Here is a 26,826-nt window from a genome sequence, read left to right as displayed (position 1 = left end):
CGCGATGCGTTGGTCTGGATGGGCCGGAGACGGGAGGCCAAACGGAATGAATGTCGAAAGGCGGCGGAATCTCGTGCGAACTTTCACGCGCCTGGCGCTGTACCGACCGTTCGATGTGAAGGCTGACGACAATGCCGAGGCAGACCGCTGCAAAGAACGTCATCGCGGCGATCGAGAAGCCGGTACTGAAAAAGCCGCGATCGCGAAAATAGAGGATTCCTAGGCCCACGCCGACCAGCAGGAGGGTGAGCGCAGCTATGGTTGCGTACAGCTCAGATTTCCTGGGCGGGCGATCGGGCCGGAAGGATCGTGGATGTCTCACTGGGCATTATGCTCGAACGTTGCAGGCTCTTCCATGCTGGTTGGGGGTGAGGGTCTCACCTTGCACTGGCATCATCCATCCGCTAGCATCTATAAAGCAACTGAATAGTATTGCGCTTTGAGCATAAGGAATTTGCTGTATGGACATCAGCGCCGCCCGCACTTTTCTCGAAGTCGTCAAGACCGGCAGCTTCGTGAGTGCGGCGGCCAATCTCCATTTAACCCAAACCGCGGTCAGCGCCCGTATCCGGGTGTTGGAGGACCAGCTCGATCGGCCGCTGTTCGTCCGCAACAAGGCTGGCGCGAAACTGACACCTGCCGGCGAGCAGTTCCTGCGATTTGCAACCACATTGGTTCAGGTCTGGGCGCGGGCGCAGCGCGCGGTTGCGCTGCCGCCCGGCCGGGAAACGGTCGTCACCGTGGGGGTCGAACTCAGCCTATGGAGCCCGCTCTTGCGGCACTGGCTGCTGTGGATGCGGCGCGAATGCCCGGACATCGCCGTCAGTACACATATCGATGCCTCCGAGCGTCTGATGGAGCAGGTGCAGGAGGGATCGCTGGACGTTGCCGTGCTTTACGCGGCGCCGAGCCGGCCGGGGATCATCGCGGAGCTGCTGTTTGAAGAGAAGCTGATCCTGGTCCGCACGACACCGACCGACCGGCCTCTTGCCCGCGAGGATCATGTACTGGTGGATTGGGGTGAGGAATTTGCCGCGAGCCACCAGGCGGCCTTTCCCGATGAACCCAATGCGGTGGTGTCGATCAGCTATGGTCCGCTCGCCCTCGACTATATCCTTGCGACGGGTGGTTGCGGCTATTTTCGCCAAGGTTTCATCCGGTCCTATCTCGATGAAGGGCGGCTCGCGCTCGTGCCGAACAGCCCGGAATTCTCTTACTCCGCCTATGTCGTGCATTCGACGAAAGCCGACCAGGAGGTGATGAACCGCATCCGAGCGGGCCTCCGGGAGGCTGCGGTGCTTTCAGTGTGAGAGGTGACTCATGATACCAGAGGACGAGCCTTCATCTCCGGTCTGCTACATGGCCGAGGCAGACGACGTCTATATGGGCTACGCTGGCCGCGACGAACTTCTCAAGAGTCTCGACGAGTTGCTTGAGGCCGAGCGAGCGGGGGCCAAGGTCGCGCTCGCCAGCAGCAGGATGCCAGCGACGCCCGCCTATACGGCGCTGATGCGTACGGTTCGGGCCGATGAAGCGCGTTGGTGCGCGATGCTCGCCGAGCAGATTGGGCGCCTCAAGGCCGCACCGTCGCACAAGACGGGCGCATTTCGGGAAAAGGCGTTGGCGATCGCGGATCCATTCGACCGGCTGGCTTTCCTCAATCGGGGCCAAGCATGGGTTGTTCGAAAGCTGGAAGAGATGCTCCCGCGTGTGCGCGACGAGCAGCTTCACGGCGTCCTCAAGGACATGCTGGAAAGCCACAGGCGCAATATCCGGAGCGCCGCCGAGCTCCTTGATACGGAAAACGCGGCGCGTTGAACCCGCGCCCGACACATGCACGTCGTGGGGCGTCAGGGCGGTCAGGTCGTGGCACAACGGGTTATTTGTCCCGATCTAGCCAGACGCAGGATTGATGGAGCTCGACCCAACCCGCTCTGCCCTTGAGTAAGCGCGTGTCGCGCACTATTGCAATCGAAACTCGAATATGATTGCGCGTTGTACGCAAGGAATCTGTACAATGGACATTGCGATAGCGCGGACCTTTCTCGAGGTTGTGAAGACCGGCAGCTTCGTGGGGGCGGCCGCAAATCTCAACCTCACGCAGACTGCTGTCAGCGCACGAATTCGGAGCTTGGAAGAGCAACTCGACTGCCCGGTGTTTATCCGCAACAAGGCCGGCGCCAAATTGACCCCCGCAGGCGAGCAGTTCCTTCGGTTCGCCACGACGCTGGTGCAGGTGTGGTCCCGGGCACGCCGCGCGGTGGCCTTGCCGCCGGGTCGTGAGACGGTGGTCACAGTGGGCGCGGAACTGAGCCTCTGGAATCCGCTGCTGCGCCACTGGCTCCTGTGGATGCGGCGCGAATGTCCCGAAATCGCGGTTCGGACGCAGATCGACACAGCGGATAATCTGATGGAGCAGGTCCAGGATGGATCGCTCGACGTCGCGATCCTTTATGCCGCACCGCACCGGCCGGGCGTCGTCGCAGAGCTCTTGTTCGAAGAGAAGCTGGTGATGGTGAGAACCACACCCACGACAGCACCCCTATCGCCGCAGGACCATGTCGAGATCGATTGGGGCGATGAGTTTGCGGCGAGTTTCCAGGCTGCCTTTCCCGATCATCCCAACGCCGTGGTCTCAATTAGCTATGGTCCGTTGGCGCTGGAATATATTCTGGCGACGGGCGGCGGGGGTTATTTCCGGAAAGGCTTCATCCGCTCCTATCTCGAGGAGAACCGGCTTGTCCTTGTCCCGGACAGCCCGGAATTCTCCTATTCCGCTTATGTCGTGCACTCCACCAAAACCGATCCGGGCGTGATGGATCGCATTCGCGAGGGGCTCCGTGCCGCCGCCAAGATCGCCGTCTGATCGCCCGCGACCGAGATCGCGCTGCGGCGCGCCAGGCCGGAGCCGGCTCCGACGCACAGCCTGACCCCTCATCTGAGCTTCATTGACTGCTACCCTCAGGACGCGGGATTGGTTCGGCCGACAAACCGATCCCGTCCGGTTTCAGCAAGCCGGTTCGCACTGCGAGCCTTTAGGAGATCCTGACGCGACAATATCCCGAGCACCTTGCGGGTTTCGCGGTCGACGATGGGGATCCGGCCTACTCCAGTTTCGATGATCAGATCGGCCACGACTCCGCTGGGCGTGTCGGGATAGGCTACCGGTTGCACTGAATCTGAGATGGCATCGGAGAGCAGGGTCTTCGCGAGGCTCTGATCGACCTGCCAGCGCAGCGCATCGGTTCGGGACACGAGGCCGATCAGCCGCCCTTCGGCATCGACCACCGGATAGCTGCGATGTTTGGCCTGCGTCGTGAAAAAGGCCAGGGTCTGTTCGATCGTCATACCGCCCGAAAGCGTCTGCGGATGCGGGGTCATGAGTTGGGCCGCCTGCAGGAGATCGAGCGGATCGACGGTATATTCCTGAAGGATATGACGTCCGCGCCGCGCAATCTTTTCGGTGAGGATCGACCGGCGCATCAGCAAGACGCTGATCGCATAGGCGGCGCCGGCGGCGGTGATGGTGTAGGGGACCGCTTCGAAATGTCCGGTGAGTTCGACAGCGAACAGCGCACCGGTCATCGGTGCGCGCATCGCGCCGCTCATGATGCCGGCCATGCCGATCATCGCCCAGACGCTCGCGTCGCCGGGGAGGAACTGGCCGATCAGGAAGCCGGCCGCGCCGCCGAGAATGAGAAGGGGCGCAAGGACGCCGCCTGACGTTCCCGAGCCCAGCGCTACGAGCCAGACCAGCGCTTTGACCGCGAGGAGCGCGACGACGACCTTGAGCGCCAGCGAACCCGTCAGCAGGGCTTCGATGCTCGCATAGCCCGCGCCCAGGACGTGCGCGTCGATCAAGCCGCCCAGACCAACGATGATCGCGCCGATCGCGGGCCACCACATCCAATGGACCGGCAATTTGTGGAACAGATCTTCGATCCTGTAGAGCGACGTCGACAGCAACATTGCCTCAAAGCCGACCAGAAGGCCGATGCCGGCGGCGGCGAGCAAGCCCCAGCTTGAATCGGGCGCGGTTGCGATCATCGGAAACATCGGTCCCGAACCAAGGAAAAGGGGCCGCCACGCCAAAGAAACGATCGCCGCGACGACGACGGGTACGAAGCTGCGCGGTTTCCATTCGAACAGGAGCACCTCGACCGCCAGAAGAATGGCGGCGAGCGGGGTGCCGAAAATCGCGGTCATACCTGCGGCCGCGCCCGCAACGAGCAAAGTCTTTCGTTCCGCGGCGCTCAGATGGAAGCATTGGGCGAAGAGCGACCCTATGGCGCCGCCGGTCATGATGATGGGTCCTTCAGCGCCAAAGGGTCCGCCGCTGCCGATGGAAATGGCCGAAGACAGCGGCTTGAGCAGCGCAACCTTAAGCGAGAGCCGGCTCTCCCCGAACAGGATCGTCTCAATCGCTTCGGGTATGCCATGTCCTCTAATTTTTTCGGACCCAAAGCGCGCCATCAACCCGACCAGAAGACTTCCGATCACGGGGACGACGACCACCAGAAGGCCGACATTGCTGTCCGTGATGACTGAATCGTCGGCAGAGATGCGTCCGAACCAGAACAAGTTGGTTGCGATCGCGATCAGCTTCACCAGCACCCACGCGCCGACCGCACCGCCGGTTCCCACGACCACAGCCATGAGCGCCAGCAGCGGCATCCGCAGATCGACGGAATGGTCTGCTAGTTGATGAGTCTCAACGACTCGCGTGGGGGTTAGGGACATAGGGCGGGCATAACCTCTTGCTGTTGGATGAGGCGCATTATATCGCAATGCGATATGGTTCAACGCGGAGATTGGTTGTGCGTGAAAAGGGCGCTTTACTGGCCGAGGAAGAATATCGCGCTCTGGCGGATTTTCGGCACGAGATTCGGCGCTTTCAGGCGTTTAGCGAGGCGCATGCGAGCAAGGTCGGGCTGACTCCGCAACAGCATCAGGCGTTGCTGGCCATTCGTGCCGCCGATGCCGATCAGGCGACTGTCGGCTATATCGCCGAGCGGCTGATTCTGAAGGCGCATAGCGCGACAGGCTTGGTCGATCGCCTGGATGCATTGGATCTGATCATCCGCGAGGTGTCGCCGGACGATCGTCGTCGTACGCTCCTGCGGTTGACCCCAAAGGCCTATGACATTCTCGCGTCGCTTTCCGCGGTGCACCGCGAGGAAATCCGGCGGCTGCGGCCGTTGCTGCTCGAGATTTTCGATAAATTCGATTGAAACGTTGGACCGCGCGAGGTGATCAAGCGGGGAGTGTCCAGCGCCAGTCTCCAGAAACCCAGCGGCGACCGACCCAGTATCGGCCAGGTACACCGAACGGGGGCTGAGCGTTGGCCTGGCATGGCTGGGCGGCGCAGCGGTCAGACGATGTCCGTTCTAGTTGCAGGCTGGAACGGTAGTACGGGCCTGGAAAACGAAACTCATGCTCGGCAATATAGACGCCGCCGGGCCGGGAGGCTAGGCAGCAGCAGTTCGCGCATCGACCCTTGCGCTACGCGCCGCGCTCTGGCGCGTGTCCACGAAAAGACGATGCGGTCGAATGCCTGTTCAGGTATCGCGCTCGAAATGTAGTCCTTGCCCGGCAAGAAATTCCGCGAGGACAACCGCCTGATTCGCATGCGTATCGTGCGCTCCATACAGCAGGGTGGTGTCACGGGCTTTGGCGATGCCGCGAAGGTGGTCGACCGCCTCGACGTTGGTCTTCAGCTCGGAACGGTACCGCGTCGCAAACTCGCCGAACCGAGCTGGGTCATGGCCGAACCATTCCCGCAGCTCCGCTGACGGTGCAATCTCCTTGAGCCAGAGATTGAGGGCGGCCGTTGCCTTGGACACACCTCTGGGCCAAAGCCGGTCGACCAGAACACGGAAGCCGTCACTCGGCAGCGCGGGCTCATAGATGCGCTTGACGCGCAGCGTGCTCATCACTTTTCTCCCGGCGGTCTGTGCCCGATCCACGCGGGCGGGTCGCTGGCGGGAAAGGACTCGATCGATGCTTCGTCGATGGCGTCGATGACAGTCCCGCTCGCGAGTAAGAGGCGGACCTGGCGGCAGATCTCGATGACGCAATCCGAATGGGCGCTGCCTTTGCGAGCGGCTTGGTTTGGTGACAGGCGAGTGCGGAAGCGCTCATCGACGACTTCTTCTGCCACCACTTCGAGCGGGCGATCTTCCGCGCGGTGGCGCTGCGCGATGTAGCGGACGGTGTCGGCCAGCTCGCCGGGATCGATCGGATCGTCACAGTCGTGTGTCATTGGACAGCTCCCGTTCTGCTAACAGAAAGGCGATATCGGCCCCGACGCGCATGTCATCCTCCGTCCCGAACGCGTGTTTGCGCAGGCGGCCACGGCGGTCGATCAGGATCAGCGTCGGCGTCCCCTGCATAGCATAAGCGGTCATGGTCGGGGGGATCGGGCCCGACAGTCCTGGGAGGTCCACAGCGATGGGGAAGCCCAGCTGAAACTCCCGAATGAAGACGGCGAGGACCTGCGGTGTCATCACGTCGTGATGCTCGAATTCGGTATGGATGCCGATGACCGCGAGGTGGGCGGGATCGAAGGCGCGCGCGATGCGCTGAGCTTGCGGGATGCTGATCGTAACGCAGCCCGGACACAGCATTTGAAAGGCGTGAAGGACGACCACCTTGCCGCGCAAGTCCTCAAGGGTAAGCGGGCTGGCGGCATTGAACCATTGCGCCACATGCCAGTCCGGGGCGATCGAGGCGGCGGCGCTGTCCATCGAGATATCCTTCCGTGACCTGCGGCTATCGCTAGGCAAGGCTGAACAGGGTCACCATGCCCCCAATCGCGATGCCGAAAACCATCACCATGACGCCGGCGATGCGCAGGATGTAGGTGATCGGCTCCTCATCGCTGTTCGCCGCGACGATCGTTGGGGCTGGTGGTGGGGGTCGACCGATAAGGCGTCGGACGAACGACTGGCGAAACGCCATCGAAAAGCCGGTGACCACGAGGATGACGGCGAAGAAATCGACTAGAAATACATATCCGGACATCGTTGCTGCTCCTTCCTTTTCGTGCAACTGGCGGCCATCAGCCGCTGCAGGCCGCAAGGCCCGCCTCAAGGCCCGCGACCAGATCCTGTTCGGCCTCCAGACCTACCGAAAGTCGCAACAGGCTATCGCTGATCCCGGCCGTCGCGCGCGCCTCCTCCCCCATGTCCGCGTGGGTCATCGTCGCTGGATGGGCGACGAGACTTTCGACGCCGCCGAGCGATTCCGCGAGCGTGAAGAACTGTACCGCGCTAATGAAGTGGCGAACGGCGGGAACGCCGCCGTGCAACTCGAAGCTCAACATCGCGCCAAAACCGCGCTGCTGCCGAGAGGCAATGGCATGTCCCGGATGCGAGGCCAGACCTGGATAGTGAACCTTTGCCACGGCGGGATGCTTCTCGAGGAAGTTCGCAACAATCATGGCGTTGATCTGCTGCTGCTCCATGCGCGGGAAGAGCGTGCGCAGGCCGCGCAATGTAAGCCAGGCATCGAACGGAGCGCCGGCGCTCCCGACAACATTCGCCCAATACCGCAATTGCTCGACCTGCGCGGGGTCCGCCGCCACGACCGCCCCGCCGATCACGTCCGAATGACCATTGAGATATTTGGTGGTGGAATGGATCACATAGTCCGCACCGAGTTCGATTGGGCGCTGGATGGCGGGGGACAGAAACGTATTGTCGACGGCGATCGCCGCGCCGGCTGCTCGCGCCTCGCGCGCGAGGTCGGCGATATCGACGACGCGCATTAAGGGATTGCTTGGGGACTCGATCAGGACGAGCGCGGGCACTTCCTCGAGCGCGGCCTCGAACGCGCCCTTGTTGGATTGGTCGACGAACCGTACGCTGCAATGACCGAGATCCGCGCGCGCCTTGAGGAGCCGCATGGTGCCGCCATAGCAATCATGCGGTGCGAGGATCAGATCGTCCGGCCGGTGCCGTCCGACCAGGAGATCGAGCGCGGACATGCCGCTCGACGTGACGACGGCGCCGGCGCCGCCTTCGAGCTTGGCGAGGGCATCGCCAAGCAATTCCCGGTTCGGGTTTCCGGCGCGACCATAATCATAGATGCGCGGTTCGTCATAGCCAGCGAACTCGAAGGTGCTCGAGAGGTAGAGCGGCGGCGCCACGGCGCCGAATGCGGTATCGCTGACCACGCCATAGGCGGCGGTGATGGTCTGCGGGCGCGGAAGGCTGTCTATGGGTTCAGTCATTGAAAAAACGCCCTTCGATTACTTCGCAGACGATGCCGGCGCGAATGGTGAAATCTCCAAAGTGCTCGCCGGGCTGCCGCTCGCGGGCATAGCGGGCGAGGAGTTCGGCCAGCACCTCGAGGATCGTGGCTTCCCCGACATTCTCCCGGACCATGCGGTTCAGTCGCTCGCCATGGAAACCACCGCCTAGATAGAGATTATACTTGCCGGGCGCCCGCCCTGTCAGCCCAATCTCGGCGATATAGGGCCGCGAGCAGCCATTCGGGCAGCCACTCATGCGGATGGTGATTGGCTCGTCCGAAAGGCCGTTCTCGGCGAGGATCGTCTCGATCTTGTCGAGCAGCGATGGCAGATAGCGCTCGCTTTCCGCCATCGCGAGACCGCAGGTCGGCAGGGCAACACAGGCGATCGCATTGCGCCGCAGGATCGAAAAGTTATCGATCTCCGGAAAATGCTCGGCCAGGATGGCGTCGATCGCCGCCCGATCCTCTGCCTGTACGCCGGCGACGATGAGGTTCTGGTTGGCTGTCAGCCGGAACGTCCCGCGATGGACGCGGGCGATATCCCGGAGCGCATCGAGCAGCTTGAGATTGAGGCGTCCGTTCTCGATGATGAGTGTGCGATGGTGGCGACCGTCAGGGGTTATGTTCCAGCCATAGCTGTCGCCGTTCGATGTGAGCTCGAACGGGCGCGCGCTTTTGAACGGGACGCCCATGCGCTGCTCGATCTCGGCCTTGACCCAGTCGAGGCCCTTGTCGTCGATCGTATATTTGAAGCGCGCGCGCTGGCGATCCTTGCGGTCGCCATAGTCACGCTGGACGGACATGACCGCATCGGCACAGGCGATGACGCGGTCGGCGGGCACGAATCCGATCAGGCTGGCGAGCCGCGGATAGGTCTCGGGCGCTTGGTCGGTGCGGCCCATGCCGCCGCCAATCGCCACGTTGAACCCGGCCAGCCCTTCTTTGCCCGCAATCGCGATGAACCCGAGATCCTGGGCATAGACATCGATGTCGTTGGACGGTGGCAACGCGAAGCCGATCTTGAACTTCCGGGGCAGATAAGTGCGGCCGTAGAACGGCTCTTCAGGCTCTGACGTCGCGACCCGCTCGTTGCCATACCAGATCTCGTGATAGGCCCGGGTCTTGGGAATGACATGGTCGCTGACGCGCTTTGCCAGGGTAGCGACCTCAGCATGGAAGCGCGAGCTTTGCGGATCGACCGTGCACATCACGCCGCGGCTGTCGTCGCCGCACGCCGCGATGGTGTCGAGCAGCGTCTCGTGCAATGCTTGGATGATGGGCCGCAGGCTGTCTTTCAGGACCCAATGGAACTGAAAGGTCTGGCGGGTGGTGATGCGCAGGGTTTCGCCGCCGTACGAGCGGGCGAGCTCGTCGAGCTTCAGCCATTGCGCGGGCGTGCAGACGCCGCCCGGCAGTCGAACCCGGATCATGAACTGAAAGGCAGGCTCGAGTTTCTGGCGCCGGCGTTCGTCGCGCAGGTCGCGATCGTCCTGCTGGTAGATGCCGTGAAACTTCATCAGCTTCACGTCATCGGCCGAGGGAACGGCGCCGGTGATCTGGTCGAGCAGCCCGTCCGTGATGGTACCGCGCAGATAGTTGCTGCGGTCCTTCATGCTCTCGTCCGGACCAAGCCGTTCGAGTGGCTGCGACAGGTCGCGCGTGCGGTCGATGGCCGTCGCATCAGTCATTTCAGGCCTCTTCAATAGACATCGCGCTGGTAGCGATGGTCGGCCTGGAGGAAGCGGATATAGTCCTCCGCTGCCTCGCGTCCGGTATGCGCTTCATGTGCCACGATATTTATCAGGGCTTCGTGGACGTCCGGTGCGAGATTGGCGGCATCGCCGCAGACGTAAACATGGGCACCCTCTTCCAACCAGGCGAAGAGGTCGCGGCTTTGCGCTTTCATCCTGTGCTGGACATACACTTTGTCGACGCGGTCGCGCGAGAAAGCGACGTCCATGCGGCTGAGCCTCCCGTCCTTGAGCCAGTCCTGCCATTCGCTCTGATAAAGAAAATCGGTGCGAAAGTTCCGCTCGCCGAAGAACAACCAACTCTTGCCGGAAATGGCCTTGGCCTCGCGATCCTGCAGGAACGCCCGGTAGGGCGCGACCCCGGTTCCGGCGCCGATCATCAGGATTGGCGCATCGGTTAGGGGCAATCGGAAATGCTGGTTGCTCTGGATATAGACAGGCAGCACGGTGTCGACATCCGCGCGGTCTGCAAGGAGACCGGAGGCGACCCCGCTGCGCGAAGCACCGTGGAGGGTGTACCGCAAGGGCGCGACCGTGAGATGCGCTTCCTCGGGCGCGGCACTGAGGCTCGACGCCAGCGAATAAAGCCGGGGTTGGAGCGGCCGAAGTGCTGAGACGAAGCCTTGCGGCATAATGTCCCGCACGGGAAAGCGGCGGACAATGTCGATGATGTGATGGGTGCGCAGGAACACCGAGCGCTCGCCGACGCGGTCTTCTTCGTGCAATTGTTTGATCAGCGCGACATCGCTGACGAGCGTCCAATAGTCGAGGAAGCGCGGCGTCGCTGCCGTGATCTCGAAGCGATGGGTCAAAGCCTCGCCGAGGGTGCAGTGGTTGCCTTTGATCTCGAGATCGGCCTCGGGTGCGAGCCCGAGAGCCTCCAGCAGTTCGGCGACGACAGCGGGATCGTTGGGGGTCGCGATACCGAGCGCGTCGCCGGGCTCATAGGTGAGCCCCGAGCCTGCCAGCGAGAATTCGATGTGACGGGTTTCTTTGGTGGAACCCCGGCCGACGATCGCGATGTTCTCGATGATCGCAGCCGGAAAGGGGGTGCGCTTGTCATAGGCAGCCGCCGGCGCGCCGGCGGCTGCGGCGAACCGCGGGACACTCGGTGCGCGATTGGCGGCGACTTCCGCTACGAGCATGTCCACGGTCGCCGCGATCCAGGCCTTAGCGGGTTCTTCATAGTCAACATCGCAATCGACACGGGCTGCAAGGCGCTCACCACCGAGTTCCTCGAAGCGCTGATCGAGGCGCTTCCCGGCCTGGCAGTAATATTCATAGGTTGAATCGCCGAGGGCCAGGACGGCGAACCGGACGCCCTCGAGTGTAGGTGCCTTGCGGCCCTCGGCAAATTCGAAGAAGCCCGTCGCCGGTTGTGGTGGGTCGCCTTCGCCATAGGTACTGACGATGATCAGCAGATCCTGCTCCTGGCCGAGCTGGCGCACTTTATAGTCGGCCATGTCGTGGAGGGTGCAGGTCAGCCCCTTGTCCGTGACGGCAGCCGCGAGCATTTGCGCCAGCTCTGCGGCGTTGCCGGTTTCGGTGCCGTAGAGAATGGTGAGCGTACGCGCTGCGGCAAACGACGCCGGCTGCGGTTGCGGCATCCGCAAACCGGCGTCGAGCCCGGCGAAATAGCCGCTGAGCCAGCGCACCTGCATCGGTTCGAGTGACCGGGTTAGTCCTTCGACCTGTCGCCATTGTTCCAGGGTCAGGGGGTTCCCTGAAAGCTCAGATGCAGACATGCGTTCGTTCCTCGGCGTCCAGCTTCCTTTCCTGGCGTCGGTGTGATCGGGCGGATCGTTCCAAGGCGCCGTCGTTGAAGCGTCTTTCGCTCAGGAAAGACATTGTGAGCGGCGACGATGTATAAGGCAAATGACTATTATTGGTATTTTAGCGCAAACATATTGCTGTAATGAGCGCTCCGTCTGAGGGAGGAGGCGCATGCTTACCGTACCGAGCATCCCCAACGCCTCGCCGATACGATACACAAAACACCAAATAAGTTGCGGTTAAGCGGCAATAGCATTCGCTTGTTCGCAGACAAATTTAGATCACTATGACGGCGAGATGCTTTTGCATCTTACGCGCGGTCCAGCGGGCTCCGTCGAGCCGGGCATCGGGATGGCGCATGATCGAAGGAGCCGATGATGGTCTGGACCAACATTCTCGTGCCTGTTCTTGGGGCCACCAGCGATGCACAGCCGCTGTCAGTCGCAAAGGCGCTCGCCGCCCCGTTTGATGCGACCATCTCCGTGGTGTTCGCTTCGCCATCGGCACACAGTCTCTTCAATTGGGCGAACGAAGGCGGGTTCGGTGTGACCGATGTTGCGGTGGCCGCGATCCAGGAGGAGACCGAGCGTGGGCGCGCGCGGTGGCGCGAATTTCTGGAAGCGCTGGATTATTCCAAGAGCCTGTTCGAGGCGGTGACCACGGACGGCTGGCTCGGGCTACGGACCGCCACCCGCTTGGCCGATGTCGTTGTCTGGGAACGATCGGCCGCGGGCGGTCACGGCTTCTTTGCCAGCGCATTCCAGCAGATTTCGCTCGACGAACGCCGGCCGGCATTCCTGGCCGACAGACCACCGGAAGTCGGGGGAACAATTGCGGTCGCATGGGACGGCGGACGCGAAGCGTCTCGGGCTCTCCGGCGGGCGGTCCCGCTGCTCCAAAAGGCTGATCGCGTCGTTCTCCTGACGGTCCCCCATGCGATGGCGCGGCCGTGCGATGGTGCGCGCGCGGTCCAATATCTTGACGATCATGGCATCCGTGCTTCAACAGATGTGGTGCACACGCATGGCGACGCCAGCCCGGCGATTCTCAATGCCGCCAGGAAAATGGACACGAATATCCTGGTCGCCGGCGCGTTTGGTCACCCGCGACTCCAGCGATTCATCTTTGGTGGCACGACGCAATATCTGCTGGAGAGCCAGTTCCGACCCCGCATTGTTCCTGTCGCACTGAAAGAGCGTGTCGTCTGGACTGTCAGACATCTGCAAACGGCCGCAAGCCGCGCACTTTTCGGCTATACCACCCGCATTCGATCGATACGGTCGTGTGTTGAATCCACGGTCCAAAAGGTCCGGCAGCGACTTGAATTAATATCGTACTACGATATATACATATAAGTTGCCGTTCTGCTCGAAGGGAGGAGAAAATGGCGAGCCGGATTCCGCGTTTTGATACGGGAGCGGAGCGATGCTTATGTTGAGCATCCTCCTTGGGTCTCTTGGTCTGGTTATCGGCAGTGTCGGAGCAGCCGTCGTGATCGTGCTGCTCCTGCTCTTCCCAAAAAGTTTCCAGAACCGCGAGCTGGTGCGGACCGCCATCGTTTTCGCCGGCGTTGCCGCTATCGCTCTGATTTTCGTGGGTCGCGCCGCGCCAGTACCGGGAACACTCGGGCGGGATCGATCGGCACGTCGACAAAAAAATCCAAACCTGGTCAGAGAGGAGAAGATCATGGCGACCAGCTCGCTTCGTCAGAGATATCCGGTGCTCATCGCGTGCATCGGCGAAGCCAGGCGCCCCAATGCCCGCGAGGTCAAATCGGTCGCTAAACGAATTTTGCGCGAAGCATTTCCGGAACGCGAAGCCCATCGGCAAAGCGGTACGAGGCTTTATCGCGACATGCTGCGTGTCGCTCGCGCCACCTTGGGCATGGGGTCGCGCCCAGCTTGAAACAGGAGAGGGACGGATGATCGATAGTTCGACTCTCTGCGTCCTATTGTTCGCCTGCGCTTTGGTACTAGGACGCATTTTCCTCCAGGATCGAGCGGCTAAGGACGAGCGCGAACACCATGAATTGTAAAGGAAAGTTTCGTCGTTCGGCGCGTTAGGCCCTCCGTGGCAACCGCCTGCATTGACTTCGGATGGGGAAGGCGACATCATCCGACGATGCACCTACGGATTGCTCTATTGCGCTTCCGCCACCATGCGGGCCAACTTCTCGCGGGCAAATAGCCCCGGGTTCCGGTGCGGCACGCCCCGAGCTCGGGGCGCACTCTCGATCCCACAATGCGTGCGGCCAGGCGGCTGCGCGTTCATCGATTCCGAGAAAGCCAGCACCATGAAGACCACAAGCGCGGCCCGCAGGCCGTCCATCCATTTGATCGATAGTGAAGCGGACTCACTTACCAATCTTGCCGATAGCGTCGAAGAACGACTCCCCCAGGTCAGCGAACTCCTTATCGGCGAGATCGCGCGCGCGACCATTCACACGGCCGACCGCCTGCCTCGCGATGTGGTCGCGATGCTCTCGACGGTTGAGTTTAGCGATGCCGCAAGCGGGACGACGCGGATTGTACAACTCGTGTATCCGCGCGAGGCAGATATCTCGGCGGGCCGCATTTCCATTCTCACGCCGATAGGCGCGGGTCTCATCGGCCTGCGCGAAGGCCAGTCGATTGTCTGGCCCGATCGCGAAGGCAATGAGCGCAAGCTGACCATCGTCAAGGTCACCCAAAATGGCCTGTCGCCAGCACCCACGACGTGAGGGACGCAGCCATGATGTCTTCGATGCTCGAGCAGGCCTAGGCCTTTGCCGGCATTGTCGGTACGGATCGCGATATTCCGGCACCCGACGTCTATACCAATTCGATGATCATGGGCTGGATGGCCGCCGATGAATATGCCACGATCGTCGGCAAGGTCACCCCGGCCGTGATCACCTGCAAGCCGATCGCGCTCGGTGGGTCGCTTGGCCGCGACCCTGCGACGGCGCGCGGGGGCTTCTATTTACTGCGGCATCTGGAGACTGAACTCGGGGTGGGACCGGGCTCGCGCGTCGCCATTCAGGGCTTTGGCAATGCCGGCAGCCACATGGCGCGTCTGCTGAGGGCGGCCGGCTACAAGGTCATCGCCGTCTCCGACTCGCGAGCGGCGGTCGGCGCCTCCGACGGTCTCGATATCGAAGCGCTGTTGGAAGCGAAACGGACCAGCGGTCTGCAGGGTCTCGCCGGAACTAACGGCATCACCGCGCTCGATCCCCATACGATCGTCGGCGTTGACTGCGAAATCCTGGTCCCTGCGGCGCTGGAGAATCTCATCCACCGCGACAATGCCGGTGATGTGCGTGCAAAAGTGGTCCTTGAGCTTGCCTACGGCCCGTTGACCCCAGAGGCCGATGACATCCTGTCGGCCAACAATGTCATCGTCCTGCCGGATATTCTGGCAAATGCGGTCGCGGTCACCGTTTCCTATTTTGAATGGGTGCAAAATCGCCAAGGCTATTACTGGACCGTTTCAGAAATCCACGATCGCCTGAAGGCCGGTATGGAAGCCGAAGGGCGGGCCATTTGGGCGCTCTCGGCGTCTCGCGGCATCAGCATGCGCAGCGCAGCCTATGTCCATGCCTTGCAGCGGCTTGCCGAGGCAACTGAAGCGCATGGAACACAGCAGTTCTTTACGTCCTGATACGCCGCCTCCCGGCGGTTGCTTCCATGGGATCCGTTCAAAGTGGCCGCTACCGCCGTCCGCATTCGCCACACATGAACTGAGGCTCTGAGTATCGGGTGGCGTATCGGCGCAACTGCGTTTTTCGATTTTGCGCGGCAGCGTTCGCGATGCATGCGCAGCTGCCGCGCGACTTCCTGCTGACCAAAGCAGACAATATAACCGGAGTGGGCTAGGCACGGGGAATGATAAGCTCTTTTTCTTGGAGAAGCGCGCCACGCTTGGCATTTGACGTCGGCACAGCGAATCTGCGCGTCATTTCATCCGAGCGCGGTATTCTGTTCGACGAGCCGTCGATCTGCTGCTTTGACGCCGATGACTATAACGGTGCATTGGTCGCAGCGGGCGCCAAGGCGTTGCCGATGGCAGACCGTACGCCGCCAAAGCTGCGGATCGGACGGCCCCTCCGTCGTGGAGTTCTGCAGGATCTCGCTGCGGCGCGGGCCCTGCTACGCTATGCTGGTGAATGTGTTGGCGTACGCGGGCGTATATCGGCCAAATCAACGCTCATTGGCGTCCCGGCCGATGCTACGCAGGCCGAACGGCGCGCATTTATGACCGCTGCGCGTGACGCGAACCTTGGGGTTGTTCAACTCGTCAGCGAACCCGTGGTCGCGGCGATCGGTGCAGGGCTCCCCATCATGGAGGCAACGGGATGCATGCTGGTCGAGTGCGGGGCGGGCACGACCGAGGTGGTGGTCATCTCCTTAGGCGGTGTGTGCGTCAGCCGGACGGTGCGGGTCGGTGGCGCCAGCCTTGACCAGGCCATCACCGATTTCCTGCATTTGCGCCATAAGTTCTTGATCGGAGAGCAATCGGCCGAGAGACTCAAACTCGAACTCGCGGACGAATCCGTGACAGGATCTGGTGCGGACTGCGACATGCAGGTTCGCGGCCGCTGTATTGAGGCGGGATTGCCAACCGTCCTGACCTTGCCGCGGCAAGCCTTCGACGATGTCCTGGTGAAGCATTTTACTATGATCGTCGAAGCGGTGGTCGATACGTTGAACGAGACGCCACCTGAGCTCAGTCACGACATATTGGAGCGCGGTATCATTCTGACCGGCGGCAGTGCGCCATTTCCATTGCTTTCGACGATGTTGGCCAAGGCAACCGGGCTTGATGTCATGGTCGCCGACGATTCCCGCTACTGTGTCGCGCGGGGCCTCCAGGCATTGCTGGCAGGCTGAATTGCTGATCCGGTGCGACTGATCGAGCGGCTGTAACCCCGTCGGCACCAGGACGCGGACGCTGAGCCGCCGCTAGATCCTTCGGATAAGGTCAGGCACCGCCGAACCGTTGGAGGATCTGGGCGCCCGTCGGTTGCCCAGACCAAATTCTCTCGTGTTGCGGGCAGCTGCCTCGCCGCACCTGAAAAGGGATCCAGAAGCCACCGCCTCGGCTATGCACGAGGACTGATCCAGATCAGTCCCGCCATAAGCGCAAGAGTGACTACGGCCGTCGTCCACCAGCGCCGCTTGGCAGGCCGGGTGAGCGCGAACGTCACTGCGTAGAGCATGACGACGACCAAGATGACCACCCATCCTAGGATTTCATCAAGGGTGAAGGGCCACCAGAGAAACGGTGTCCGGATATCGGGCATGGCTCATCTGCCCTCCAGCGATGCCCCCCCGCAGGCCAATTCATGGAGCCGTGTGACCATTGTTACCATGATACGCCGCACCGAAATCGGAGCCCCTATTCGTGGATCGCACCACAAATCGGCATAGAGGTCTGCATAGGCGCGGAAGAATGCGGATCGGTCACGTATGCAGGACAGATTTTCGGCTTCGATCAACGCGTCGACGGCCCGGGCCGCGGCAGCCAGGGGCAATCCGGAACCCGGTAGATCCGCCATGACAGCGCGGCGATGGGCTTCAACCGTAAAGCTCGAAAGTCCGGACTCAAAGACCTGGATCAAGTCTTCCCGCAGGTCCGTTCCGTCAAGCCGACCTGCTCGGCGGAAGGCAAGTGCAAGCAACTGGTCATCGGCCTGCGGCGATAACTCCAGTCTTTCGATCCGGCTCAAGCCATCATCCTCAACGCGCTTCGCGATCAGGATGCCGGAGGGCAGGCGCAGCACATCATCCGCACGCCGCGCAGCCCGGTCTATCAAGTCGACCAAAAGGTCAGCCTGACACGCGGTATTACTCGACAATTTCTTCTCCATCGGATGGACCCAAGCCAGCGCTTCACGCCGCTGCCGGCGGGTCAGGGTCCTCCTCGTCCGGGATAGGCGGGGCTGACTTGCGCTGGGACGCGAAGGGCACAACGACCCTCGCGTCCGCAGTCTGCGTCGTACCGGTACGCGCCTCGTCCTTCGCGGACGCCACGTCTTTTCGATTCTTATTCATGTCATGCTCCCGGCGGCGTTCGCCGCCGCCTCCATCGACCTATGGGAAGGGTGATGACCCCGAGCCCTGTAATGGGCTCGGGGAGGCTAGCCTCGGAGCTGGCGGCCTGCGTGGTGCGTCAAGCGCCCAATGGACACGACATTAGACATATCACCACTCAAGATGGACTAAATGGGGTCGATGTCAATCCATCGCCCTGACCTTGACTAACCCTGCTGGAATACCGATCTTCTTGTTATGAGCAGTTTTTCTTTCCGACGCTCTCGCGAGCTTCAAGCCGGCAGCATCGTCGCGGGCTCCTGAGCCCCGGCCGGCGCCTGCCCTTCGCTGGCACGACCGGGGCCACTCCTGTCACTTGATGTAAGCCGCCGACTGCTCGTTCCGCTCAACCGACCTGCAGCCGACGGCATAGACCGGAGGTCAGAATGTCGGACTCTTTTGTGGTGGAAGCCAATCGCCGCGTTGTAGGCATCGCGATCCGCTGTCGCGGAGGCTATAAGTTTCATGCGTCAGAACCTAAATTTCGCGCGCTCGAGAAGCAGACGTTCCGCCGCGCGAAGAGCCTAGCCCACAGCGTCGGGGAGTTCGCCCGGAAACTGTTGGAAGCGGGCGACCCAGCAAATCGCACACTCCATTAAGCCGCGTTTGCACGGCTCCTTGTACCGCCGGAGCTGCATGCCAGCGCATGCGGCTCCGCTACGTTGATAGGCTCCCATGTCGTTTCCCAGATCCAATACGGGTGCCTCTCCCGTAAAACGAGGGCGGGCTCGACCATCGGCCGATGTCGCCAGCCTTCCACGCGCTCTGTCGAAGCTTGGTTTTTGTTCACGAACTGAAGCCACAGCGCTGATCGAGTCAGGCCGCGTTATGGTCGATGGTCGCGTTGCACGATCGATGCGGCAACGCGTAGATCTGAAGACTGCGCGGATCGTCGTCGATGGCGAGCGGCTGCGCGACGAGCCGAAAATTTATCTGAAACTCAATAAGCCACGCGGGTATGTCACCACCTATCGCGATCCGAGCGGCCGCCCCACCGTATATGACTGCATGCCCGAAGACCTGCCGTTCCTGTTCCCCGTCGGACGCCTGGATCGGGCAAGCGAGGGGCTGCTGCTCATGACCAACGATACCCTTTGGTCCGAGCGCCTCCTCAATCCTCTGAACGGCGTGAGGAAGTGCTATCATGTCAAAGTCGACCGTGCGCTCGAATTGGACGATGTCCTCGCCATCGCGCATCCGGTCGAGGATGGCGCGGATATATTGACCACCGCGTCCGTGCGTCTCCTGCGTCGCGGACCGCGCAGCTGCTGGCTGGAGATCGTCCTCACCGAGGGCCGTAACCGTCAGATTCGCCGGATCCTCGCTGCTAAAGGGCTGAGCGTCATGCGCCTGGTGCGCGTGGCGTTTGCGGGCCTTCCGCTCGGCGACTTACCGAAGGGCGGGATTGCCCTGTTCGACGGCGCTTCAGCATTGCGGTCGATCGAACCTTCTTCCGGGCCAGCGGCATGAGAGAGGTCGGTCGCGTCGCCGCCTGGGCGCTGTGCGCCGTCATCGCGCTGACCGCCTTCGCGCTCGTGCCGCATAATCATGGCTTGTGGAGCCTTGCCCTTGTCGCATCACTGCTGGTTGCCCTGGGCGCCTGGGACTGGCGGCAGCCCAAACATAGCTTGCGGCGCAACTATCCGATCATCGCGCATATCCGCTGGCTGGTGGAGGCCGTACGGCCCGCGCTGCGTCAATATCTTTTCGAGGCGGATGAAGAGGCGGTTCCCTTCTCGAGGGCACAGCGATCTCTCGTCTATCGGCGTGCCAAGGTTGAGCAGGACGATCAGCCATTCGGCACGCTGCTTGACGTCTATCAGGATGGCTATGAGTTCATCAGCCACTCGACCAGGTCGGTCGACGTCCCCGATCCCAGAGATTTCCGGATTGTCATTGGCGGCGGTCAGTGCGCAGAACCTTACAGCGCGTCGATCCTGAACATCTCGGCGATGAGTTTCGGCTCGTTGTCGGCCAATGCGATCCGCGCCCTCAACCGGGGCGCGAAGCTAGGCGGCTTCTATCATGATACCGGCGAAGGCAGCATCAGCTCCTATCATCGCGAAGCGGGAGGTGATCTGGTGTGGGAGATCGGGAGCGGCTATTTCGGCTGCCGCGATGCGCTCGGCCGCTTCGACCCTGAGAGTTTTGCAGCGCAGGCCGCCTCGGAGCAGGTCCGCATGATCGAGCTCAAGCTCAGTCAGGGCGCGAAGCCTGGCCATCGCGGTATTCTCCCGGCGGCCAAGGTCACCCCTGAGATCGCTGCGACGCGCCATGTCAGCGCGGGGCAGGATTGTATTTCTCCGGCGCGCCATTCCGCCTTTTCGACACCTCTGGAGATGATGATGTTTATCGCGGAGCTGCGGTCGCTCTCGGGTGGCAAGCCCGTGGGGTTCAAGCTCTGCATCGGCCATCCCTGGGAGTTCATGGGGATGGTGAAGGCGATGTTGGAAACAGGGATCTTCCCCGATTTCATCGTCGTCGATGGCGCCGAGGGCGGCACCGGCGCCGCGCCGTCGGAATTCTCGAACCATATCGGCGTCCCCATGCGCGAGGGCCTGTTGTTCGTCCACAATGTGCTGACGGGTGCGGGCATCCGCGATCGGATCAGGATCGGCGCGGCGGGCAAGATCATCAGCGCCTTCGATATCGCAAGCGTGCTCGCCATCGGCGCGGACTGGGTGAACAGCGCGCGCGGCTTCATGTTCGCGCTCGGATGCGTGCAATCGCTGTCCTGCAATACCAACCGCTGCCCGACCGGGGTCGCGACACAGAGTGAACGCCGCCAGCGCGGTCTTGTCGTCGGCGACAAGGCCATGCGTGTGCAGCACTTCCACGCCAATTCCTTGCGGGCCCTTGCGGAAATCCTGGCCGCCGCCGGTCTGCGACACCCTTCCGAGTTAGGGCCGCACCATCTGGTGCGCCGCGTCAGCACCACCAAGGTGCAGCAGTTCGCTCAGCTCCACGTCTTTCTGGAAAAAGGTGCTCTGCTCGCTCCTGGCCTGAACGACGGATTTTACGCGCAGAACTGGCGGTTCGCGCGCGCCGACAATTTCGATGCCCCTCCCGCACTCACACTCTGAACCGCCGCGGCCTATCCGCGCCGCCCACTTCGCATCGCAAAACTGCTGGTGATCCGGATCACACCCGGCAATAGGGACAGCACTTCCCGATGGAACCGTTCGTAATCGTCGATACCTGCAATTTGGATTCGCAGGAAATAGTCTCCTTCGCCTGTCATTAAATACCATTCGCGGATCTCCGGATGCCCGCGCACCGCCGCCTCGAAACGGTTGAGACAATCCTGCGTTTGCTGCGCCAGCGTGACTTGGACCATGGCCGTTGTCCCCTCTTCGGGCAGCGAGCCTCCGAGCAAGATGGTGTATCCACGGATGGCGCCGCTTTGTTCGAGGTTGCGCACGCGACGCAAGCAGGCCGATGGCGACAAGCCGACCGCCTCTCCGAGCACCTGGTTGGTGACACGGGCATTGAGCCGCAGCTGTGTCAGGATCTTGCGATCATAATCATCGATACCGGCCATCACGTTTTCACCATTCTACGACGAATTATGTCGATGAGGCGGTGCATTTCGCCAATTCGAGCACAATACGACCATTAAGTGATCAAGATCAGCGTTATGCTTTCTTCGAGAGGAAGGCAAATTGGTACGCAGCATCTGTCCGGCCACGGCTAGTCGGTTAATCGTCGATCTCGACGCATTGAGCGGAAATTATGCTTCCCTGTCCCGCAAGCTGGCGCCTGCGGCGTGCGGCGCGGTCGTGAAAGCCAACGCTTATGGTTTGGGAGCGGTGCCAGTCGTTGAGGCGCTGCAGGCTGCAGGCTGCAGGCTGTTTTTCACGGCGCATCTGGCGGAGGCACTCGACCTGATGTCGGTTGTCGATCCGACATGCGAGATCGTCATCCTCAACGGCCTGGATCCTGATTGCGAGCCTGTCTGTGCCGAGCATGGCTTTGTGCCCGCCCTCAATTCAATGGCACAAATTGAGCGCTGGCGAGCCCTTGCGATCGCTCAGGGCCGGCGCCTCCCGGCCGCACTGCAGGTGGACAGCGGGATGTCGCGGCTCGGACTGACCCTCGACGACGCCCAAGCGCTAAGCGCGACCGCGATCGGCGACAATATCGATCTCCGGCTGATCCTTACCCATCTTGCCTGTGCGGATGATCCATGCCGCGAGGAAAACCGGATGCAACGCGCGCGTTTCGAGGAGATCAACCGCCTGTTCCCGGGGATCCCGGCCTCCATCGCGAACAGCGGTGCTGCTTTCCTGACACCGGACTTCCACCTGGACATCGCACGGTGTGGCATCGCCCTATACGGGGTGGCGCCAACATTGGCACAGCCGGGCGAACTGCGATCGGTCGTGCGCCTCGACGCCCGCGTCATCCAAATCCGCGACATCGAAGTCGGCACGGGGATAGGCTACGGCTTCGACCATGTTGCGCGCTGTCCCATGCGGATCGCGACCGTCGGCATCGGATATGCCGACGGCATCTCGCGAAGGTTCGCACAGAGCGGCGCTGCCTGGTATCAAAAGCACCGCCTTCCGCTTGTCGGCCGCATCTCGATGGACAGTCTTGCCATCGACATTTCGGGTCTGCCGGACGGCCTCCTACGCGAAGGAGGATTCGTCGAGCTGATCGGCCCGAACCAACCACTGGAGGCCATGGCGGACGCGGTAGGAACGATCCCCTACGAGATCCTCACAGGGCTCGGTCGTCGGCACGAGCGTCTCTACGTTCAGAACCATCGTTCGGAACGCCAGAGTGCGGGAGCATGGTCATGAAGGTTGCCGTGCTTGGGGCAGGCGTCATCGGCGTAACGACAGCCTATTATCTGCATCGCGCGGGCCATGAGGTGGTGGTTATCGACCGCCAGCCGGGTGCTGCGCTTGAGACCAGCTTCGCCAACGCTGGCGAGATCTCGCCCGGCTATGCTTCGCCTTGGGCCGCGCCGGGCATCCCTTTGAAGGCGATGCGATGGTTGATGATGCGCCACGCTCCGCTCATCATAAGGCCGCGCTTGGACATGGCCATGGCAGGATGGCTCTACGCTATGCTGCGCAACTGCAACGCCACCAGCTATGCTCTTAACAAGACTCGCATGGTACGGCTCGCCGAGTTCAGCCGGGATCAGCTCGTCGAACTGCGCCAGACACTCGCGATCGCATATGATCATCGCAGCCTGGGTACTTTGCAGCTCTTTCGAACCGCCGCGCAAGCCGGCGCAAGTGCGAAGGACATCGCGGTCCTCGAACATTATGGCGTTTCCTATCAACGCCTGGACCAGGATGGCTGCATCGCGTTTGAGCCTGGCCTTGAGGCGTCGCGCGACCGCTTCATCGGGGGGTTGCAACTGCCCGGCGACGAAACAGGCGATTGCCATTTGTTTACGAGGCAGCTGGCAGCGTATCTCGCCGGCAAGGGCGTGGAATTCCGCTATAATAACCGCATCGAGAAGATCCATGTGGAGCGCGGGCAGATCGCGCGGGTTCAAACCGATAAGGGGATGGTCACGGCAGATCGCTATGTCGTCGCGCTCGCTGCGCACGGTCCGGCCCTGCTCCGGCCACTAGGGATCGACATCCCGGTCTATCCCGTCAAGGGCTATTCGCTCACGGCGCAAATCGCCGATCCCTCGCGGGCGCCCGTGTCCACGCTGCTCGATGAAACATGCAAGATTGCGATAACCCGCCTAGGCGATCGCATTCGCGTAGGCGGGATGGCGGAAATATCGGGTTTTTCAACTGATCTGCCTGAGCGTCGCCGTGCAACGCTGGTCCATTGTCTATCCGACCTGTTTCCTGATGCAGCGCGTGCCAGCGGAATGTCCTTCTGGTCGGGCTTTCGCCCGATGACCCCGGATGGACCGCCAATCGTCGGCCCAACCGAAATCCCGAACCTATATCTCAACATCGGTCATGGGACGCTTGGATGGACCATGGCGTGCGGTTCGGGCCACCTGCTGAACAGCCTCATCAGTGGCGAACCGCCCGCCATTGAAGCGGGCGACCTCGCCCTCACTCGATATCTTCGGTCCTGAATAAAGGAGCTGGCATGAATGAGCGGTGAGCGGTCTTGGCGCCCGATGCTAGAGCATTGGGTGAGGCGGATAGGTTGCAGGCTGGATTGGCATTTTAGGGCTTTTGACCCTGTGAAGGAGCTTACCCGCCGCCTGCCGCCGAACGACCAGCTTGAGGCCCGGAAGCATCCGGTGACCTCGGATAGGAGTTTGGCCGGGCCGTTCACACCCATTGAGGGTTCCGCCTCACCCAACGAGCGGAGAATAGCCATGTCCTTTATCGGTGTCGATCTTCATCAGAACAGCATCACGGTGTGCCGGCGCGAGCCGGACGGGGCTCAGAGCTTCGAGACGCTCACGTTGTCGGCCGCCGACATGGAGCGATTCTGCCTGAGCCTCGACGCCGACGACGAGGTGGCGATCGAGGCGACCGGCAACAGCGCCTGGTTCCGCGATCAGGTGCTGCCCTGCGTCGGGCGGGTGGTGGTGGTCAATCCATCGCAGTTCAAGGTGATCAGGAAGTCGGTGAAGAAGACCGACCGCAACGACGCTGCGGCGCTTGCACTGTTCCTGTCCAAGGACATGCTGCCCGAGACGCGGGCCAGGACGCAGGACCAGAGCGAGCTGGCCTCGCTCACCCATACGCGCGACGTTCTGGTCAAGCAGCGCACGCGGCTGCTCAACAAGATCCACGCGCTGCATGTGCGCAAGGGGCTGAAGCTCAAAAAGGAAAGCCTCGGATCGAAGCGAGGGCTCGCCGCCATCGACCTGGACCTCTTCTCCCGCTGCGAAGTAATCGAGATCGAGGTGCTGCGCGAGCAGGCGCTGTCGCTGAGCGCCAGCCTTGCCCATCTCGACCGCGAGATCGAAGGCGTTGCCGCGACCTTTGACGGCTACGAAGGGCTGACCAGCATCAAGGGCGTGGGGCCGCGCTCGGCCGCAGTGCTGCTCACCGCCATCGGCAACGTCCATGACTTTGCCAGCGCCGACAAGCTCGCCGCCTACTTCGGCATCGTGCCGCGCGTCAGACAGTCGAACGAAACCGATCATCGCGGCCGCATCACGAAACAAGGCAACCGCCTCGCGCGGACCACGCTGGTGCAATGCACGCTCAGTGCCATCCGCTACTCGCCCTATCTCAAGGGCTATCACAATCGCATCCGAGAGCGCCGCGGCTTCGGCAAGGCCATTATCGCCACTGCCCGCAAGCTGCTGACGATCATCTATGACACCCTCAAAAACGGATGGGTGTTCAATGACTTCACTCAGTTCCAGCGCCGGGAAGATCTCATCCCCGCTGGACAATCATCATAGGAGATTGCCATGACCATCCGCCATATGAATCCCGGTCCCCGCATGAGCCCAGCGACGATCCACGCCGGCGTCGTCTATCTTTCCGGCCAGATTGCAGCTCCGGGGGAAGACGTTGCCGTACAAACCGAGGCAGTGCTAAATGCGATCGACACGCTGCTGCAAGAGGCCGGATCGGATCGCGCGCATTTGCTTCAGGCGACGATCTGGCTCTCGGACATGGCCGATTTTCCCGTAATGAACGAGATTTGGGAAAAGTGGCTGACGGACGTTAAAGCTCCGGCCCGCGCGACGGGCGAGGTGAAGCTCGCAAGCCCCGATTATAAAATCGAGATCCTGGTGACCGCCGCCCTACGGTGATCACACGCCGCAAGGACGGCGCGCGCATCTATCAGGCGCGCGCCGTGGCAGTTGACGGGGCGTGCTTACCGCTCTCGCCGACCAGGGCAATCAAGGCATTTTCCGTGGGAAATTGTGCCACCAGCACCGGCGCCCTGGTCACCGCGCTGATCGGCTCCGCCGCCGCGTGGGAGATGCAAAAGGCGGTACCGTGCCAAAGATCTCCGCATTCCATGAGAAAGCGGGCCAAACGCCGCCCGGCTTTTGGTGAATGTACCAGGACACCGTCGATCCAGGGCAGTGCGGCGAGTGCCGGCCGGAGCGTGCTGCTTGGGACGTCCAGGCTTTCGTAAACGGCGACATGCCGCGCGGAAAATCCTTGGCCGACAAGATCGCGCGCAAGGTTGCCCGCAGGCTCCGCCGCGCCAAGATGCACAATGGACGATCCCCGCGCCGCACGGGCGATAATGAGGTCGTAGAGATCGCCGACGTTACCGTCGGCAGAGGCTACGTTGCGATAGCCTGCATCCCGTGCCGTCCGCGCGGTCCGCTGGCCAACGGCATAGACCGGCACTTCAGCCATTTCCGGGTCGAACAGATGATGGGCGACGCCGTGCGTGCTGGTGAAGACCAGCGCGTCCGGCGGTTTGGTAAGGGGCTCATGAGAAACGCGGTGGATGGTGAGGACCGGCGCGATCAAGGGCTCGTGCCCGGCTGCGCGCAAATGATGGCCGGTTAGGAAAGCATAGGGCGAGGATCGGGTCACCCAGAGAAAGTGCGGCGAAGGCATGGCGGTCTCCCGGCACTGCAACAGGCCAAGACAATCGTGCGGGGCCAGGCCCCGCACGATGTCGGCAGCCGGTCAAGCGGCTTGGCTGAGCGGGCTGGCATGCCCCAATAGACATCGCCCCAGGCAGCGCAAAGGCGGTCTGTCGCATCGGCACCAAGCACATCCTGGAAGACCGGCTTCAGCACGTCTCCGGCGACCGCATAACCCGAACGATGCATCTGGAAGCTTCCAAGCTGATCCGAAAAGCGTTCCCTGGCATCGGGTGCGCCGATATTGCTCGCGACGTCGCGAACAAAGGTCGCGATGCTCGCGACGCATTGGGTGTCGAGGCCAGATTCCTCGTCGTCGCCGGCCTTGGTCGACCTTCTCTTGAGTTGGTTATAAATACCAAGTGAGATCTCGTCGGCTGCGGCGGTTACAAGATCCGCAGAGTTCGCAATAGTCGCGACGGTAGCGTCATCAAATGGCTTCACGATATGCTCCTCACGGACGCGG

At 61.9% G+C, this 26,826-nt stretch carries 30 protein-coding genes; 16 read left to right on the top strand and 14 right to left on the bottom strand.

Translation table 11 applies throughout. The features are described 5' to 3' along the window. The first annotated feature begins 46 nt into the window (after positions 1–46). From BSL82_RS20380 to BSL82_RS05170, 4 genes are all read left to right on the top strand, one after another. Positions 47–223, top strand: a complete 177-nt coding sequence (locus BSL82_RS20380) for a hypothetical protein (protein ID WP_158010702.1) — start codon at positions 47–49, stop codon at positions 221–223. A 238-nt stretch (positions 224–461) separates the two neighbouring features. Further along, on the top strand, positions 462–1,310 hold the full coding sequence (locus BSL82_RS05180) for a LysR family transcriptional regulator (RefSeq protein WP_072596331.1): 849 nt from the start codon (positions 462–464) through the stop codon (positions 1,308–1,310). Positions 1,311–1,323: 13 nt separating this feature from the next. Further along, positions 1,324–1,818: a DUF6306 domain-containing protein gene (locus tag BSL82_RS05175; protein ID WP_158011036.1), complete on the top strand. Its 495-nt coding sequence runs from the start codon at positions 1,324–1,326 to the stop codon at positions 1,816–1,818. 199 nt (positions 1,819–2,017) lie between these two features. Continuing rightward, positions 2,018–2,866 carry a LysR family transcriptional regulator gene (locus BSL82_RS05170; protein WP_072596329.1) on the top strand — a complete coding sequence of 283 codons (849 nt, stop codon included), beginning with the start codon at positions 2,018–2,020 and terminating at the stop codon, positions 2,864–2,866. Between the two features lie 95 nt (positions 2,867–2,961). Here the strand turns inward: BSL82_RS05170 and BSL82_RS05165 are convergent, their stop codons facing one another. Further along, positions 2,962–4,740 (bottom strand): chloride channel protein, encoded by a 1,779-nt coding sequence (locus BSL82_RS05165; RefSeq protein ID WP_072596328.1) that lies wholly within the window; start codon positions 4,738–4,740, stop codon positions 2,962–2,964. A 47-nt stretch (positions 4,741–4,787) separates the two neighbouring features. On the opposite strand from BSL82_RS05165, the gene BSL82_RS05160 reads away from it, so the two are divergent. Then, complete coding sequence (locus BSL82_RS05160; RefSeq protein ID WP_072598604.1) at positions 4,788–5,231, top strand: MarR family winged helix-turn-helix transcriptional regulator; 444 nt, start codon at positions 4,788–4,790, stop codon at positions 5,229–5,231. Between the two features lie 327 nt (positions 5,232–5,558). On the opposite strand, the gene BSL82_RS05155 is transcribed toward BSL82_RS05160, so the two are convergent. From BSL82_RS05155 to BSL82_RS05125, 7 genes are read right to left on the bottom strand one after another with little or no spacing between them, the layout of a single operon-like run. Next, a complete protein-coding gene (locus BSL82_RS05155) occupies positions 5,559–5,933 on the bottom strand; it encodes a DUF488 domain-containing protein (protein WP_072596327.1) in 375 nt (124 codons plus the stop codon). Then, positions 5,933–6,262 (bottom strand): hypothetical protein, encoded by a 330-nt coding sequence (locus BSL82_RS05150; protein ID WP_072596326.1) that lies wholly within the window; start codon positions 6,260–6,262, stop codon positions 5,933–5,935. Before BSL82_RS05150 ends, BSL82_RS05155 begins: the two co-directional genes overlap by 1 nt. Next, positions 6,246–6,746, bottom strand: a complete 501-nt coding sequence (locus BSL82_RS05145; protein WP_072596325.1) for a redoxin domain-containing protein — start codon at positions 6,744–6,746, stop codon at positions 6,246–6,248. Before BSL82_RS05145 ends, BSL82_RS05150 begins: the two co-directional genes overlap by 17 nt. A 31-nt stretch (positions 6,747–6,777) precedes the next feature. Continuing rightward, a complete protein-coding gene (locus BSL82_RS05140) occupies positions 6,778–7,023 on the bottom strand; it encodes a hypothetical protein (protein ID WP_072596324.1) in 246 nt (81 codons plus the stop codon). Positions 7,024–7,060: 37 nt separating this feature from the next. Beyond that, on the bottom strand, positions 7,061–8,233 hold the full coding sequence (metB, locus tag BSL82_RS05135; protein WP_072596323.1) for a cystathionine gamma-synthase: 1,173 nt from the start codon (positions 8,231–8,233) through the stop codon (positions 7,061–7,063). Beyond that, entirely contained in the window at positions 8,226–9,944 is a 1,719-nt protein-coding gene (locus BSL82_RS05130; protein WP_072596322.1) for an NADPH-dependent assimilatory sulfite reductase hemoprotein subunit, read from the bottom strand. The genes metB and BSL82_RS05130 overlap by 8 nt, the downstream gene beginning before the upstream one ends. Positions 9,945–9,955: 11 nt before the next feature. Continuing rightward, complete coding sequence (locus BSL82_RS05125) at positions 9,956–11,752, bottom strand: assimilatory sulfite reductase (NADPH) flavoprotein subunit (RefSeq protein ID WP_072596321.1); 1,797 nt, start codon at positions 11,750–11,752, stop codon at positions 9,956–9,958. A 405-nt stretch (positions 11,753–12,157) separates the two neighbouring features. Here BSL82_RS05125 and BSL82_RS05120 point away from each other — a divergent pair, with 405 nt between their 5' ends. From BSL82_RS05120 to BSL82_RS05100, 5 genes are all read left to right on the top strand, one after another. Then, positions 12,158–13,135, top strand: a complete 978-nt coding sequence (locus BSL82_RS05120) for a universal stress protein (protein ID WP_083579057.1) — start codon at positions 12,158–12,160, stop codon at positions 13,133–13,135. 136 nt (positions 13,136–13,271) lie between these two features. After that, positions 13,272–13,685 carry a hypothetical protein gene (locus tag BSL82_RS05115; RefSeq protein ID WP_158010701.1) on the top strand — a complete coding sequence of 138 codons (414 nt, stop codon included), beginning with the start codon at positions 13,272–13,274 and terminating at the stop codon, positions 13,683–13,685. 388 nt (positions 13,686–14,073) lie between these two features. Then, entirely contained in the window at positions 14,074–14,499 is a 426-nt protein-coding gene (gene rnk / locus BSL82_RS05110) for a nucleoside diphosphate kinase regulator (protein WP_072598603.1), read from the top strand. A gap of 119 nt (positions 14,500–14,618) precedes the next feature. Beyond that, positions 14,619–15,419, top strand: coding sequence for a Glu/Leu/Phe/Val family dehydrogenase (locus BSL82_RS05105; RefSeq protein WP_226998628.1), 801 nt, complete (start codon positions 14,619–14,621; stop codon positions 15,417–15,419). A gap of 260 nt (positions 15,420–15,679) precedes the next feature. Continuing rightward, complete coding sequence (locus tag BSL82_RS05100; protein WP_237267730.1) at positions 15,680–16,648, top strand: rod shape-determining protein; 969 nt, start codon at positions 15,680–15,682, stop codon at positions 16,646–16,648. 212 nt (positions 16,649–16,860) lie between these two features. Here BSL82_RS05100 and BSL82_RS05095 read toward each other — a convergent pair whose 3' ends face one another. The 3 genes from BSL82_RS05095 to BSL82_RS20375 are packed head-to-tail and all read right to left on the bottom strand — an operon-like array spanning position 16,861 to position 17,812. Continuing rightward, positions 16,861–17,061 (bottom strand): hypothetical protein, encoded by a 201-nt coding sequence (locus BSL82_RS05095; RefSeq protein ID WP_226998627.1) that lies wholly within the window; start codon positions 17,059–17,061, stop codon positions 16,861–16,863. Between the two features lie 3 nt (positions 17,062–17,064). Then, positions 17,065–17,628: a hypothetical protein gene (locus BSL82_RS05090; RefSeq protein WP_072596318.1), complete on the bottom strand. Its 564-nt coding sequence runs from the start codon at positions 17,626–17,628 to the stop codon at positions 17,065–17,067. A 22-nt stretch (positions 17,629–17,650) separates the two neighbouring features. Further along, the gene (locus BSL82_RS20375) at positions 17,651–17,812 is read right to left on the bottom strand and encodes a hypothetical protein (RefSeq protein ID WP_158010700.1); all 162 of its coding nucleotides are present in this window, start codon (positions 17,810–17,812) and stop codon (positions 17,651–17,653) included. 714 nt (positions 17,813–18,526) lie between these two features. On the opposite strand from BSL82_RS20375, the gene BSL82_RS05080 reads away from it, so the two are divergent. Both BSL82_RS05080 and BSL82_RS05075 read left to right on the top strand, forming a co-directional pair. Further along, a complete protein-coding gene (locus tag BSL82_RS05080; RefSeq protein ID WP_072596316.1) occupies positions 18,527–19,321 on the top strand; it encodes a pseudouridine synthase in 795 nt (264 codons plus the stop codon). Then, a complete protein-coding gene (locus BSL82_RS05075; protein WP_072596315.1) occupies positions 19,318–20,934 on the top strand; it encodes an FMN-binding glutamate synthase family protein in 1,617 nt (538 codons plus the stop codon). The genes BSL82_RS05080 and BSL82_RS05075 overlap by 4 nt, the downstream gene beginning before the upstream one ends. An 11-nt stretch (positions 20,935–20,945) precedes the next feature. Here BSL82_RS05075 and BSL82_RS05070 read toward each other — a convergent pair whose 3' ends face one another. Next, positions 20,946–21,392: an Lrp/AsnC family transcriptional regulator gene (locus BSL82_RS05070; RefSeq protein WP_072596314.1), complete on the bottom strand. Its 447-nt coding sequence runs from the start codon at positions 21,390–21,392 to the stop codon at positions 20,946–20,948. 121 nt (positions 21,393–21,513) lie between these two features. Here BSL82_RS05070 and alr point away from each other — a divergent pair, with 121 nt between their 5' ends. From alr to BSL82_RS05050, 4 genes are all read left to right on the top strand, one after another. After that, complete coding sequence (alr, locus tag BSL82_RS05065; protein WP_072596313.1) at positions 21,514–22,656, top strand: alanine racemase; 1,143 nt, start codon at positions 21,514–21,516, stop codon at positions 22,654–22,656. Next, on the top strand, positions 22,653–23,912 hold the full coding sequence (locus BSL82_RS05060; RefSeq protein WP_072596312.1) for a D-amino acid dehydrogenase: 1,260 nt from the start codon (positions 22,653–22,655) through the stop codon (positions 23,910–23,912). The genes alr and BSL82_RS05060 overlap by 4 nt, the downstream gene beginning before the upstream one ends. 249 nt (positions 23,913–24,161) lie before the next feature. Further along, positions 24,162–25,205 (top strand): IS110 family RNA-guided transposase, encoded by a 1,044-nt coding sequence (locus BSL82_RS05055; protein WP_072595607.1) that lies wholly within the window; start codon positions 24,162–24,164, stop codon positions 25,203–25,205. A gap of 9 nt (positions 25,206–25,214) precedes the next feature. Continuing rightward, positions 25,215–25,562 (top strand): RidA family protein, encoded by a 348-nt coding sequence (locus tag BSL82_RS05050; RefSeq protein WP_072596311.1) that lies wholly within the window; start codon positions 25,215–25,217, stop codon positions 25,560–25,562. 31 nt (positions 25,563–25,593) lie between these two features. Here the strand turns inward: BSL82_RS05050 and BSL82_RS05045 are convergent, their stop codons facing one another. Both BSL82_RS05045 and BSL82_RS05040 read right to left on the bottom strand, forming a co-directional pair. Next, positions 25,594–26,331: a uroporphyrinogen-III synthase gene (locus BSL82_RS05045; RefSeq protein ID WP_072596310.1), complete on the bottom strand. Its 738-nt coding sequence runs from the start codon at positions 26,329–26,331 to the stop codon at positions 25,594–25,596. Next, positions 26,304–26,804 (bottom strand): globin family protein, encoded by a 501-nt coding sequence (locus BSL82_RS05040; RefSeq protein WP_193408595.1) that lies wholly within the window; start codon positions 26,802–26,804, stop codon positions 26,304–26,306. The genes BSL82_RS05045 and BSL82_RS05040 overlap by 28 nt, the downstream gene beginning before the upstream one ends. Between the last annotated feature and the right edge of the window lie 22 nt (positions 26,805–26,826).

This window comes from Tardibacter chloracetimidivorans, from assembly GCF_001890385.1.
In the GTDB taxonomy this organism is placed as follows: Bacteria; Pseudomonadota; Alphaproteobacteria; order Sphingomonadales; family Sphingomonadaceae; genus Tardibacter; species Tardibacter chloracetimidivorans.
The sequence above is the reverse complement of the archived record's forward strand: the minus strand, read 5'-3'. Positions and strand labels throughout refer to the sequence as shown.